Annotated in this window: 11 protein-coding genes; 7 read left to right on the forward strand and 4 right to left on the reverse strand. The window is 71.5% G+C overall.

Annotation, left to right across the window (positions count from 1 at the left end; genetic code table 11):
• A complete protein-coding gene (locus tag ABEA26_RS03020) occupies positions 1 to 312 on the reverse strand; it encodes an antitoxin (protein ID WP_345588909.1) in 312 nt (103 codons plus the stop codon).
• Positions 313 to 336: 24 nt separating this feature from the next.
• Positions 337 to 621 (reverse strand): hypothetical protein, encoded by a 285-nt coding sequence (locus tag ABEA26_RS03025; RefSeq protein WP_345588911.1) that lies wholly within the window; start codon positions 619 to 621, stop codon positions 337 to 339.
• Between the two features lie 183 nt (positions 622 to 804).
• Between ABEA26_RS03025 and miaA the strand changes: the two genes are divergently transcribed.
• The 6 genes from miaA to hflX all read left to right on the forward strand — a co-directional run bounded on the left by miaA (position 805) and on the right by hflX (position 9,219).
• Complete coding sequence (gene miaA / locus ABEA26_RS03030) at positions 805 to 1,743, forward strand: tRNA (adenosine(37)-N6)-dimethylallyltransferase MiaA (RefSeq protein WP_345588913.1); 939 nt, start codon at positions 805 to 807, stop codon at positions 1,741 to 1,743.
• A 107-nt stretch (positions 1,744 to 1,850) separates the two neighbouring features.
• The gene (locus ABEA26_RS03035; RefSeq protein ID WP_345588954.1) at positions 1,851 to 2,351 is read left to right on the forward strand and encodes a hypothetical protein; all 501 of its coding nucleotides are present in this window, start codon (positions 1,851 to 1,853) and stop codon (positions 2,349 to 2,351) included.
• Between the two features lie 120 nt (positions 2,352 to 2,471).
• The gene (dapF, locus tag ABEA26_RS03040) at positions 2,472 to 3,365 is read left to right on the forward strand and encodes a diaminopimelate epimerase (protein WP_345588914.1); all 894 of its coding nucleotides are present in this window, start codon (positions 2,472 to 2,474) and stop codon (positions 3,363 to 3,365) included.
• Positions 3,366 to 3,593: 228 nt separating this feature from the next.
• Positions 3,594 to 5,762, forward strand: coding sequence for a RelA/SpoT family protein (locus ABEA26_RS03045; protein WP_345588916.1), 2,169 nt, complete (start codon positions 3,594 to 3,596; stop codon positions 5,760 to 5,762).
• 232 nt (positions 5,763 to 5,994) lie between these two features.
• Entirely contained in the window at positions 5,995 to 7,482 is a 1,488-nt protein-coding gene (locus tag ABEA26_RS03050; RefSeq protein WP_345588918.1) for a M1 family metallopeptidase, read from the forward strand.
• 243 nt (positions 7,483 to 7,725) lie between these two features.
• Positions 7,726 to 9,219 (forward strand): GTPase HflX, encoded by a 1,494-nt coding sequence (gene hflX / locus ABEA26_RS03055; protein ID WP_345588920.1) that lies wholly within the window; start codon positions 7,726 to 7,728, stop codon positions 9,217 to 9,219.
• 97 nt (positions 9,220 to 9,316) lie between these two features.
• Here the strand turns inward: hflX and ABEA26_RS03060 are convergent, their stop codons facing one another.
• Positions 9,317 to 10,585, reverse strand: coding sequence for a trypsin-like serine peptidase (locus ABEA26_RS03060; protein WP_345588922.1), 1,269 nt, complete (start codon positions 10,583 to 10,585; stop codon positions 9,317 to 9,319).
• Positions 10,586 to 10,728: 143 nt separating this feature from the next.
• Positions 10,729 to 11,958, reverse strand: coding sequence for a trypsin-like serine peptidase (locus ABEA26_RS03065; protein WP_345588924.1), 1,230 nt, complete (start codon positions 11,956 to 11,958; stop codon positions 10,729 to 10,731).
• 527 nt (positions 11,959 to 12,485) lie between these two features.
• Between ABEA26_RS03065 and ABEA26_RS03070 the strand changes: the two genes are divergently transcribed.
• A complete protein-coding gene (locus ABEA26_RS03070; protein WP_345588926.1) occupies positions 12,486 to 13,808 on the forward strand; it encodes an aminotransferase class III-fold pyridoxal phosphate-dependent enzyme in 1,323 nt (440 codons plus the stop codon).
• Positions 13,809 to 13,816: the final 8 nt, after the last annotated feature.

The raw sequence follows: 13,816 nt of genomic DNA on the forward strand, positions 1-13,816 counted from the left end.
TCAGGAAGCCGGAGGCGGTCCGGCCGGAGGCGGTCCGGCCGGAGGCGGTCCGGCCGGAGGAGTGCCGCCCCGAGTGCCGCCGCCTCCGTCCACGCCGTCGGCGCCCTTGTGGGCGAGGCGGTCCATGGCGCCCTTGGCCTTCCCGGTACCCGTCTGGATCCGGTCGCTGTACTTGCCCTTGGTCCTCTCGTCGACAGTCCTCGCCACCTTGTCGAGACCGCGATCGATCTTGCCCTCGTGCTGCTGCGCGAGGTCGGAGACCTTGCCCTTCGCCGGTCCCAGTCTGGCCTTCAAGTTGTCCAGCAGACCCATGGTTCGCCTTCCCTCACGGCCCAGTCAGGTGCGGGCGCCCTTGTCGGCCTCGTTGTCGACGGCTTCCCCGGCGGACTGCTGCTTGGGGATGCCGACGCTCTCGGAGTCGGCGGAGTCGGCCGAGTCGGTGGCTTCGGCGGCCTCCGCGGACTGGACCGTGTTCCGGGGGCCGGCGTCGGCCGTCTTCACGGCCTCTGCCGCGCTCTCCTCCGCCACACACTCCGCCTCCGGGGTGCCGGCCGACGTCTCGGCGGCCGGGGACTCCTCCGTGGACTTCGACTTCCGAAAAAGCCGAGCAAAAACGCCCATATCAACTCCATAGGTTACTCGTGCGGGCGAAATCCCGCGGCATCCGGTGCGTCCGTTTGCGTGGCCGGGGCCACCGCCCCAGTGGTCCGGAGCGCGGGAACCTCGCAACGGGGAACGAGCCCGGCCCCGCATCGTCACGTAACTCGTTCGAGGGCCGGGTGAGAGGTTTGCGAGACTGGTGCGGTGAGCAGCGCACCCCCCGCCCCCCGCGTCATCGCCGTAGTCGGACCCACCGCGGCCGGAAAGTCCGATCTGGGCGTCTTCCTGGCCCAGCGGCTCGGCGGTGAAGTCGTCAACGCCGACTCCATGCAGCTCTACCGTGGGATGGACATCGGAACCGCCAAGTTGACGCCCGAGGAGCGCGGTGGCGTTCCCCACCACCTTCTCGACGTCTGGGACGTGACGGTCACGGCGTCCGTCGCCGAGTACCAGCGGCTGGCGCGGGATCGGATCGACGCGCTGCTCGCCGAGGGCCGCTGGCCGATCCTCGTCGGCGGCTCCGGTCTCTACGTCCGCGGCGCCGTCGACAATCTGGAGTTCCCCGGCACCGACCCGGAGGTCAGGGCCAGGCTGGAAGAGGAACTGGGACTGCGGGGCCCGGGTGCGCTGCACGCGCGCCTGGCCGCCGCCGACCCGGAAGCTGGGCGGGCCATCCTGCCCGGCAACGGGCGGCGGATCGTGCGCGCCCTGGAGGTGATCGAGATCACCGGTAGGCCCTTCACCGCCAACCTTCCCGGCCACGACTCCGTCTACGACACCGTGCAGATCGGCGTCGACGTCGCGCGCCCCGAGCTGAACGAGCGAATCGCCCGCCGGGTCGACCGGATGTGGGAAGCGGGTCTGGTCGACGAGGTGCGCGCTCTTGAGGCGCAGGGGTTGCGCGAGGGGCGCACGGCGTCGCGTGCGCTCGGCTACCAGCAGATCCTCGCGGCGCTCGCCGACGAGCGCGCGCTCGACGAGGCGCGGGCCGAGACCATTCGTGCCACCAAACGCTTCGCGCGCCGTCAGGATTCGTGGTTCAGGCGCGATCCGCGGGTGCACTGGCTGAGTGGAGCTGTGGCGGATCGCACGGAACTTCCGCGGCTTGCCCTGTCGTTGGTCGAACGAGCGGTTACAGCCTGATCACGTGATGGCATCGGGACGCCCCGGCCGTCATCCGTGCCTTCGGCGGCGTGCCATCATCGAGCTTCGATCGACCGAGTGAGTCCTAGTTGGGAGGGCGCGTGGCGATGGAGGCCGGCCCTCGCGACACCGCACCAGGCACCGAGCACGGCACCGCCGGCCACGACGGAGCGGAGCCGGACGGAGGGGCTCTGAGTCCCGACGGCCCCGACGAGACGCCGGAGGGCGTGGCCGCCGACGGCCCCGAGCCCGACGAGATGTACGGGGACGAGGTCGAGGTCGAGCTGCGTCCACAGCGACGTCTGCGGATCTGGCAGCTCGCGCCCATCGTCTGCCTGGCCGCGGTCGGCTCCCTGATGTTCGCCTTTCCGCTCGCCTTCGACTTCGGTGACAGCGGTGCCGTGATCGCGATGCTGGGGCTGCTGATCTGCTCCTGCGCGGCGGGCTGGGGCATGATGGCCGCCCGCCGGGTCGGTCACACCTGGCCGGGCCTGCCGCAGCGAGGATCGGGACGCCGTGCGGACTGGCGGATGATCCTCGTCTACGTCCTGGCGGTTGCCGCCGTCGTCGTCCTGGCCGTGTGGCGGGTGGACCGCCTGCGCGGCTGACCCGAGCCCGCCTGCGACCTGACCCGAGCCCGCCCCCTGCCCACGTGCGAGCCCGCCCTCCTCGTCCACACACGTGCCCGCCCCGCGTCGTCCGTCGTACCCACGCCGTACGATCGAGGAATGAGCACGCGGATCGCCTTCCTCAAGGGGCACGGCACTCAGAACGACTTCGTGATCGTTCCGGACCCGGAGAACGTCATCGACCTGCCTCCCGCTGCCGCCGCCGCCCTGTGCGACCGCCGCGCGGGCATCGGCGGTGACGGACTGCTGCACGTGGTGCGGTCCGCGGCGCACCCCGAGGCCAGGGGTATGGCTGCCGAGGCGGAGTGGTTCATGGACTACCGCAACGGTGACGGCTCGGTCGCGGAGATGTGCGGCAACGGCGTGCGGGTCTTCGCGCGCTACCTCCAGCGCGCCGGGTACGTCACCGAGGGCGACCTGGCCGTCGCCACCCGCGGAGGCGTGAAGACCGTGCACATCGCCAAGACGGTCTCCGACAGCGGCTCCGCCGAGGGGGACATCACCGTCGGCATGGGCCGTGCGCTGCTTCCCGAGGGCGATGTCGTGGTGAGCGTCGACGGGCGCAGCTGGCCCGCGCGGAACGTGAACATGGGCAACCCGCACGCGGTCGCCTTCGTCGCCGACCTCGCCGACGCGGGCGACCTGCACTCCCCGCCGCCCTACGAGCCCGCCACCGCCTATCCGGACGGCGTCAACGTCGAGTTCGTGGTCGACCGCGGCCCCCACCACGTCGCGATGCGCGTGCACGAGCGCGGCTCCGGGGAGACCCGCTCGTGCGGAACCGGGGCGTGCGCCGTCGCCGTCGCCACCGCCCGCAGGGACGGCGCGGACCCGTCGGTCACCGGTACCCCGGCGACGTACACCGTCGACGTGCCCGGCGGCAGCCTGGTGATCACCGAGCGCCTCGACGGCGAGATCGAGATGACGGGCCCCGCGGTGATCGTCGCCGAGGGTGAGTTCGACGCCGGATGGCTGGAAGGGGTACTCGCCTGAACCACAACCCGGTCACAGCACTCAGTCCGTGACACTCAGTGCGAAACCCAAACTCTCGGGCCATCGCTCGAATGGGTGATCCGTTTCACGCTCGGCGAGAGGCGGTCGGCCGCACGTGATGGGCTCGATAGCATCAAGCACCGGCCCGGACGGGGCACCGACACCATCCCCTGAGCCGTGTCCGCCCTGGGATACCCCGTCCGCCGGTCCGTGCAGCCGGAGGTGCCCATGAACGCGGAGGCCGTGAATCCAGCGAGCCCAGGCCCTGTGACGCCCGCAGCCACCGGCGCAGTCGCACCGGCAACGCCCCGCAGGAAGGCCCGCCCGCGGATCGACCTGCGCCGCCTGGGCCGTGCCGCACTGCTCGGCTCCGCCGCCCGCGGCAGGCTGCCCGACGCCATCGGCCACGTCGTCGAGGCCCACCGCGCACACCACCCCGACGCCGACCTCGACCCGCTGCGCCGCGCCTACGTGCTGGCAGAGTCCTCGCACCGCGGCCAGACGCGCAAGAGCGGCGAGCCCTACATCACCCACCCCCTGGCCGTCACCCTGATCCTCGCCGAACTCGGCGCGGAGACCACCACGCTCACCGCGTCCCTCCTCCACGACACCGTCGAGGACACCGAGGTGACACTCGACCAGGTGGGCGACCAGTTCGGTGCGGAGGTCCGCTACCTCGTCGACGGCGTCACCAAGCTGGAGAAGGTCGACTACGGCGCCGCCGCCGAGCCCGAGACCTTCCGCAAGATGCTCCTCGCCACCGGCAACGACGTCCGCGTGATGTCGATCAAACTCGCCGACCGACTCCACAACATGCGCACTCTCGGCGTCATGCGCCGGGAGAAACAGGAGCGCATCGCCAAGGTCACCCGGGACGTGCTCATCCCGCTCGCCGAACGGCTCGGCGTACAGGCGCTCAAGTCCGAGCTGGAGGACCTCGTCTTCGCGGTGATGCACCCCGAGGAGTACGAGCACACGCGGGAGCTGGTCGACGAGAACGCCGCCCGTGCGGACGACCCGCTCGCCGCGGTCGCCGAGGAGGTGCGCAAGGTGCTGCGCGAGGCCGACATCCCGGCGGAAGTCCTCGTCCGGCCCCGCCACTTCGTCTCCGTGCACCGTGTCTCCCGCAAGCGCGGACCGCTCGGCGGCGCGGACTTCGGCCGCCTCCTGGTGCTCGTACAGGAGGACGCCGACTGCTACGCCGTCCTCGGCGAGCTGCACACCTGTATGACGCCCGTCGTCTCGGAGTTCAAGGACTTCATCGCCGTACCCAAGTTCAACCTGTACCAGTCGCTGCACACCGCGGTGGCCCGCGCGCAGGACGGCCAGGTCGTCGAGGTCCTCATCCGCACCCACCAGATGCACAAGGTCGCCGAGGCCGGTGTCGTGGCGCTCGGCAATCCCTACGCGCCGCCGGCGGAGGAACAGACAGCGGGCGACGGCGAGCGCGCCGACCCGACCCGGCCCGGGTGGCTCTCCCGGCTGCTCGACTGGCAGCGGGGCGCCCCCGATCCCGACACCTTCTGGTCCACCCTTCGCGAGGACCTCGCACAGGACCGCGAGATCACCGTCTTCCGGCCCGACGGCGGCACCCTCGGCCTCCCCGAGGGCGCGACCTGCGTGGACGCCGCGTACGCCCAGTACGGCGAGGACGCGCACGCGTGCATGGGCGCCCGGGTCAACGGCCGCCTGGCGACCATGAGCACGGTGCTGAGGGACGGTGACACGGTGCATCTCCTGATGGGGCAGGACCCCGCCTCCGAGCCCTCCAGGGAGTGGCTGGAGCACGCCCACACGCCCGCCGCGCGGATCGCCATCCAGCGTCGGCTCGCGGCCCACCCGCAGCCGGCGCCCGCCGAGGCGGAGGAGGCGTCCCGCGGGCCCGCCGCGGGTGACAAGTTCGCCGCACGCCCGACGTCCGTGGGACCGGCCGCCCGTCCCGCCTCCGCCGACGTCCTCGTCGACCCACCGGGCGCGACCGTGCGGCTGGCCGGTTGCTGCACCCCCGTACCACCCGACGAGATCACCGGCTTCGCCGTACGCGGGGGAGTGGTGACCGTGCACCGCGCTCAGTGCGCGGTGGTGGCTCGCATGAAGAGCGGGGGGCGCGCGGAGGTCGGCGTGCGCTGGGGGGAGAGCACCCAGTGCCGGGTCACCCTGCTCGCCGAATCGTTCGGCCGCCCGCACCTCCTGGCCGACCTCACGGAAGCCATGGCCGTCGAAGGTGCCGAGATCGTCTCCGCGACCGTCGAGCCCCCCGACCGGCAGCGGGTCCGCCACACCTACACCGTCCTGCTCCCGGACGCGGCCCGGCTGCCCGCCCTCATGCGCGCGATGCGCGACGTGGCCGGGGTGTACGACGTGAGCCGGGCACAGCCGCAACCCACGGGAGTCTGAGCGCGCCGGTCGGCGTGCTACGAGTACCGGGCCGGCGGAACCGGGCCGACCGCAGGGCCGGCGGGCCACGAGAGCCGGACCGGCCGCCGAGGGCCGCGGCTGTCCGTCCTCGGCCCAGAGCGTCGCCTGTCGGACCCCGTTCCGGCGGGCGCCGGCTGCCGGGCGTACCCGTTCGGGTGCTCCTGGCGCGCGCCGTCGCCGCGGCGTACGCCCGCGCTGATAGCCGTGGGGAATGCTGCACACCCCTCGCACCCCTCACACCCCTCACAGCCCAGCTCGGCGGACCCGCGCGCCGGCCCGCCGCCGACTCAGGGCCGCGGCGCTGCTCGCCTCGGCCGTCTCCGTCTGCCTCGTCGCCGCGAGCGCGCCTCCGGCCCCCCTTGGCGTCGGCGACCGGCTCTTCCCCCACCTGGGCAACCCCGGCTACGACGTAGTGGCGTACGACCTCTCCTTCACCTACTCCGGCAGCAACAGCGAACCGCTGAAGGCCGTCACCGTCATCGTCGCCCGGACCACGGCCGACCTGGAACGGATCAACCTGGACTTCGCCCACGGCAAGGTCGACTCCGTCGAGGTCGACGGCGAGCCCGCCGCCTTCGCCACAGCCGGCGAGGACCTCGTCGTCACTCCGGGGGGCGCGCTCGACGAGGGGGAGCGGACACGGATCACGGTGCGGCACAGCAGCGACCCAGTGCCCCCCGAGAACCGCGGAGGGGGCTGGGTGCGCACCGCGGACGGCCTCGCCATGGCCAACCAGGCCGATGTCGCCCACCTGGTGTTCCCCTGCAACGACCACCCCTCCGACAAGGCCAGGTTCACTTTCCGCGTCACCGCCCCGGACGGGCTCACGGCCGTCGCGAACGGTCTGCCGACGGGCGTGGACCGTGCCGGCGCAACCACCACCTGGACGTACCGGACCGGGCACCCCATGGCCACCGAGCTGGCCCAGGTCTCCATCGGCCGCTCCACGGTGCTGCACCGCGCCGGCCCACACGGACTGCCCGTCCGGGACGTGGTGCCGACGAAGCACCGCGCGGCGCTCGAACCGTGGCTGGAGAAGACCCCTGGACAGATCGCCTGGATGGAGCAGAGGGTCGGGCGCTACCCCTTCGAGACGTACGGCCTGCTCATGGCCGACGCCACCACGGGCTTCGAACTCGAGACCCAGACGCTCTCTCTCTTCGAGAGGGAGCTGTTCACCGAACCCGGCTACCCGGAGTGGTACGTCGAGTCGATCATGGTGCACGAGCTGGCTCACCAGTGGTTCGGCAACAGCGTCGGCCCGGCCACCTGGTCCGACCTGTGGCTCAACGAGGGACACGCAACCTGGTACGAGGCGCTGTACGCGCAGGAGAGGGCGGACAAGTCCCTGGAGGCGCGTATGAAGGCCGCCTACGGTGCCTCCGACCGCTGGCGCGCGGCGGGCGGACCGCCGGCCGCGCCGAAGCCGCCCGACCCCGGCAACAAGATCAGCATCTTCCGGCCCAACGTCTACGACGGCGCGGCTCTCGTCCTCTACGCCCTGCGCCAGGAGATCGGCCGCCCCGTCTTCGAGCGCGTCGAACGTGAATGGGTCTCCCGGCACCGCGACGGTACCGCGACGACGGCCGACTTCGTCCGGCTCGCCTCCGAGATCTCCGGTCGTGACCTGGGCGACTTCTTCCAGGCCTGGCTGTACGGCGAGAAGACCCCGCCGATGCCCGGCCACCCGGACTGGTAGCCGACGGCGACCGGCCAGGCGCCGAAGGCCGCCGTCGGGAAGGCGCACCCGGAACAGGCCGGTGACGGTGTGAGCCGGTGACGCCGCACATGGAATAAGCCGGTGACGAGACGCCCCGTGCCGTGCGACCATCTTCCGGACGGCGCGGCAGAGGCCCGGGAATCTCCCCGGCGGCTCGCGCGTTGTGCCAAGTGTCGCGGTATCAGTGCCGCGTGATTCGTTTCCCAGCTACGTAAGGATCCAATGACCTCCTCTTCTTCCCCCTCCAAGGACACCAAGCGTCTCGAGCAGACCTATCCCGAGGGCCTCCGGGCCGATGCCCTGATGGAAGAGGACGTCGCCTGGAGCCATGAGAACGACCCGAAGTGGGACGGCGAGCAGTTCGACCGCTCCGACCGCGCGGCGCTGCGCCGGGTGGCGGGCCTGTCCACCGAGCTGGAGGACGTCACCGAGGTCGAGTACCGCCAGCTCCGTCTGGAGCGGGTCGTCCTCGTCGGCGTCTGGACCTCGGGCACCGTACGGGACGCGGAGAACTCCCTCGCCGAGCTGGCCGCCCTCGCCGAGACCGCCGGCGCGCTGGTGCTCGACGGCGTCGTCCAGCGCCGTGACAAGCCCGACGCGGCCACCTACATCGGCTCCGGCAAGGCCGAGGAGCTGCGGGACGTCGTTCACGACACGGGTGCGGACACCGTCATCTGCGACGGTGAGCTCAGCCCGGGTCAGCTGATCCACCTCGAGGATGTCGTCAAGGTCAAGGTCATCGACCGTACGGCCCTGATCCTGGACATTTTCGCCCAGCACGCCAAGTCCCGTGAGGGCAAGGCGCAGGTCGCGCTCGCGCAGATGCAGTACATGCTGCCGAGGCTGCGCGGCTGGGGCCAGTCGCTGTCCCGGCAGATGGGCGGCGGCAAGGGCGGCGGCCTGGCCACTCGTGGTCCCGGTGAGACCAAGATCGAGACGGACCGGCGCCGGATCCGCGAGAAGATGGCGAAGATGCGCCGGGAGATCGCGGAGATGAAGACCGGCCGCGAGATCAAGCGCCAGGAGCGCAAGCGTCACAAGGTGCCGTCCGTCGCCATCGCGGGCTACACCAACGCGGGCAAGTCCTCGCTGCTCAACCGCCTCACGGGCGCGGGTGTGCTGGTGGAGAACGCGCTGTTCGCCACCCTCGACCCGACCGTGCGCCGGGCCGAGACACCGAGCGGCCGCCTGTACACACTGGCCGACACCGTCGGCTTCGTCCGGCACCTGCCGCACCACCTGGTCGAGGCGTTCCGCTCCACGATGGAGGAGGTCGGCGACTCCGACCTGATCCTGCACGTGGTGGACGGTTCGCACCCGGTCCCGGAGGAGCAGCTGGCCGCCGTGCGCGAGGTGATCAGGGACGTCGGAGCCACCGACGTACCCGAGATCGTCGTGATCAACAAGGCCGACATGGCCGACCCGCTGGTGCTCCAGCGGCTGATGCGGGTCGAGAAGCGGTCCATCGCCGTCTCGGCACGCACCGGCAAGGGCATCGACGAGCTGCTCGCCCTGATCGACAACGATCTGCCGCGCCCGTCGGTCGAGATCGAGGCGCTCGTGCCGTACACCCACGGCAAGCTGGTCGCCCGCGCCCATGACGAGGGCGAGGTCATCTCCGAGGAGCACACGCCGGAGGGCACCCTGCTCAAGCTTCGGGTGCACGAGGAACTGGCGGCGGAACTCACGCCGTACGTTCCGGCGCCCGCGCTCTGACGTAAGAGGCGAAGGACCGCCCCCGCACATCGCGGGGGCGGTCCTTCGGCATGCCGGGGGGAGGCACGGCCACCGTATGCCCCGTATACCCGTGCGGTCACTGACCGCCGTACGTCCTGCTCATGCTCTGGTACATCGCCTCGGCCTCGCGGCCCAGCTGCGGGCCCGCCAGCCAAGTGTTGTCCAGGGGGCCGATCGAGGTGTTGGACACCAGCCTGGTCTCGCCGTCCACCACCCGGAACCAGCCGCCGCCGGACGCACCACCGGTCATGGTGCAGCCGATGCGGTACATCGTCGGCAGTGACGGGCTCAGCGACAGCCGGCCGGGCCGGTCGACGCACTTGAACATCGCCAGACCGTTGTACGGCGGCGCGGCCGGGTAGCCCCAGGCGCCCATACTGGTGACCTCACTCGCGGAAGGGGCGGAGAAGTCCACCTCCAGCGCGGCGCCGACCGTCTCCTCCAGAGACTTGCTGCCCTGCTCCGGCTTCACATGCAGCACGGAGTAGTCGTACGCGGCCCCGTCACCGCCGTCGTCCGCACCGCCCTTGATCCACTCGTTCGAGGTCGAAGCCCAGTCGGCCCACCAGGTGCCGTACGGGGACACTTCGGTGATCGACGCGCTCGCCAGTTCCGCCTCTGACCTGCCGAGGTCGTTGTACGACGGCACGAAGGCGATGTTGCGGTACCAGCCGCCGCTGCCGCCGGCGTGCACGCAGTGACCCGCCGTCCACACCAGGTTGGACCTGCCCGGGTTGTTCACGTCCTTGATGACGGTGCCGGAGCAGACCATCGACCCCTCGGGGGAGTCGAAGAAGACCTTGCCGACCGGGGCGGCGTTCTCGTGGTACGGCGTCTCCTCGGCCACGGCCTCGACGGGAGCGGGCTCCGGGTCGGTGGCGCCCTGGGAAGCGGCGGTGTCCTTGGTCGTGACGGTCTTGTCGGCCTCCTTCGCGGACCGCATCCGGTCCGGCTTCCACAGGCCCTCGATCACCGGGTTGACGAAGTCCCTGGCCTCACTGAGCCACTTGTCCCGGTCCCAGTCCTTCCAGCCGCCGTCCTTCCACTGGTCGACATCGATGCCGTGCTCCTTGAGCCGGTCGGCGAGCTCGGCCGGGAGCCGGACCTCGCCGTCGCCGGTACCTCCCGTGCCTCCGGCGTCGACGGTCTGTGAGGCGCCATCGCCGGGCCTGGCATCGGCCTCGTCCTTCTCGGAACCGCCACAGGCGGTCGCCGTGAGCGCCAGGGCCGCGACGACACCGGTGGCGGCGAGCGCGGTGCGCCGCCGGTGCCGTGGCGCGGCAGGCGCGGGTGTGGGCGCGGGTGTGGGCGCGGGTGTGGGCGTGGGTGTGGGCGTGGAACGCATGGTGGAACGACCCCCGTTTGAAACGTATGGATGTCAACGTATGCACGTCAACGCGTGAATGACAGGGAGCCCGCGATGGGGTGCCCGGCTTGCCCGACGCACCCCACCGCCCTCGGAACCGGGCGCCGTCCTTCAGCGCGTGATCACTGGCCGGCGAACTTGCCGCTCACCGCGTCGAACACGCCCTTGGCCTCCTCGCCCAGCCGCGGACCGGCCAGCCAGCCGGCCGTCACCGGGCCGATCGAGGTGTTGGACACCAGCGCCGGCTTGCCGTCGGACCCGGCCGCGACCCAGCCACCGCCGGACGAACCGCCGGTCATGGTGCAGCCGATGCGGTACATCGTCGGGTCCGAGGCGCTGATCGACAGCCGCCCGGGCTTGTCCTCGCACTGGAACAGCTTCTGACCGTCGTACGGCGGTGCGGCCGGGTAGCCGATCGCCTTCATGCTCTCGATCTCCGGCACGGCGGGCGCGTCGAAGTCCACCGGCAGCGCCGCGCCGACCGTCTCCTCGAGCGACTTGCCGCCGCTGCCCTTCTCCGGCGTCACGTGGATCACGGCGAAGTCGTGCGGGGCGCCGTCGCCGCCCGTCGCGCCGCCCTGCTCGATCCACTGGTCCGAGGTCTGGGCCCAGTCGCCCCACCAGACGCCGTAGGGAGCGACCTCCTCCTTGGTGGCGTTCTGCAGTTCCTCGGTCGACCTGCCGGCGTCGTTGTACGACGGCACGAACGCGATGTTGCGGTACCAGCCGCCCTTCTTGCCCGCGTGCACGCAGTGGCCGGCCGTCCACACCAGGTTGGACTTGCCCGGGTTGGCCGGGTCCTCCACGACGGTCGCCGAGCAGACCATCGAGCCCGCGGGAGAGTCGAAGAGCAGCTTGCCCGAAGTGGCGGCGCTGTCGTGGTACTTGGGCGGCACGGCCTGAGCCTGCACCGGCTGCGGCTCCGGGTCGGTGACGCCCTGGTCACCGGAGAGGTCGCTGTCGTCGACCTCCTGATCGGGCTCCTCGGCGTCCCGCATCCGGTCCGGGTCCCACAGGTCCTCGATGATCGGGTTGACGAAGTCCTGCGCCTCACGCAGCCAGTCGTCCTTGTTCCAGTTCTTCCAGGCGCCGTTCTTCCACTCGTCGACGTCGATCCCGTGTTCCTTCAGTTTGTCCTTGATGCTGTCCGGGATCCGGATCTCGCCGTTGCCGCCGTCCGCCGCGGACGCCGAGGCAGAGGCGTCGCCACTCGCCTCCGGGTCGCCGGACTCGCAGGCGGTGGCGGTGAGCGCGAGCGCCGAGACGAGCGCCACGGTGACCGGCACGGGGGACGTTCTGCGCCGCCCGCGCCTGTGCCCGCGCGCGGTGAACGACGGCCGTATGGATCGCATGGTTGGTAACTCCCCCTACTGTGAACTGCACTGGAACGGCACCACACACTATTGGCTCGCTGTGGGGGAGTTCCGATGGAACGGCAACGGTTCGGATACAGCCGTCCGACCTGGCACGCGACATCCGGGCTGTGCCGGACGCGCCCGAAGGCACACCTCGGCCCCGGAGCGGACGACGAACCCCGTCCAGGAACGGATCTTCACGCTACCCGTAACCCGGTGAACGGTCCGCTGTTGGTAGCGGTGGGGGGCCTGCTGCCCGGGTGCGGTCCCCCGCGCCGAGAGTGACCGACGTGTCGGGTCGCGTCTGGACAGCGGGAGGTCAGGGAGCCGTGGCGGAATCCGCGTACGGGGGGACTGCGTCCCGGGGGTCTGCGTTCGACGGGTCTGCGCCCAGGAGCGGGAACGCCGGGCCGACCGGCGGCAAGGGCCGTGCGAGCGAGGTACACACGCGGACGCGCACCGCGCGGGAGAGTGCGAGTGCGCGGGAGAGTGCGAGTTCGCAGGAGAGCGCCCCGAAGCGTCAGGTGGCGCGGGAGTTCTCGGCACGCACCTACGCGCGCGCCCTCCCCGTCGTACCCGTCCGCGCCCGGGGGCTCACGATCGAGGGCGCCGACGGCCGCCGTTACCTCGACTGCGTCTCGGGCGCGGGCACGCTGGCCCTGGGACACAACCACCCGGTCGTGCTGGAGGCGATCCGCAAAGTCCTCGACTCGGGAGCCCCCTTGCAGGTCATGAACCTCACCACCCCTGTCGAGGACGCCTTTGTCACCGAGTTGCTGCGCACTCTGCCTCCTGGACTCGCCCACCATGCGCGCGTGCGGTTCTGCGGACCGGCCGGTACGGATCCCGTCGCCACCGCGGGCCGGCTGGTCCGCGCCGCCACCGGGCGGACCCGGGTGATCGCCTTCACGGACGCTCACCACGGGGCGACCGCCGAGGCGTGCGCGGAGCCCGGTGACACCCGAGAAGCGCCGCTCGCGTGCCTGCCGTACCCGCAGGACCGGCACTGCCCGTTCGGCGTCGGTGGCGAGCGCGGAGTCGAACTCGCCGCCCACTGGGCCGAGTCCGTCCTCGACGATCGCCGGTCGGGGAAGGAGCTGCCCGCAGGGGTGATCCTGGACGCGGTCCGCAGCGAGAGCGGGGTGCTTCCCGTGCCGGACGTCTGGACGCGGCGCATGCGCCGGATCACGGCCGAACGGTCCGTTCCGCTGATCGCCGACGAGACCGAGACGGGCGTCGGGCGGACCGGTGCCTTCTGGGCGGTCGAGCACAGCGGTGTCGTCCCCGACGTGCTGGTCCTCTCCAAGGCGATCGGCGGCAGTCTGCCGCTGGCCGCGGTGGTACACCGCGACGACCTGCACACGGGGGAGCCCGGTACCGGCGCCTTCCGGGGCAACCAACTGGCCCTGGCCGCAGGGGCGGCCACCCTCGCCCATGTCCGTGAACACCGTCTCGCCGAGCACGCCGCGGCACTCGGCAGCCGGATGCTGACCCGACTGCGTTCCCTGGCCGAGGAGTTCGGCTGCGTCGGTGACGTGCGAGGACGGGGCCTGATGATCGGCATCGAACTGACGGCACCGGACCGTACGCGCGACGTTCCCGCCGCCGGCGTCCGCCCCGCTACCGCCGCCGAACTCGCGGCCACCGTCCAACGGGAATGTCTGCGTCGCGGGCTGATCGTGGACGTCACGGGCCCGTCCGCCAACGTCGTACGCCTGCTGCCGCCGCTGATCGTCACCGAGGAGCAGACGACGGCGGTCCTGGACCGACTCGCCGACGCGCTGGAGGCGGTGGACCGGAGCCGCGGCGACCTCGCCCTGCCTCGCGGGGCGTGCGCCGCGCCCTGAATTCCGCG

This window comes from Streptomyces marokkonensis (genome assembly GCF_039539045.1).
GTDB lineage: Bacteria > Actinomycetota > Actinomycetes > Streptomycetales > Streptomycetaceae > Streptomyces > Streptomyces marokkonensis.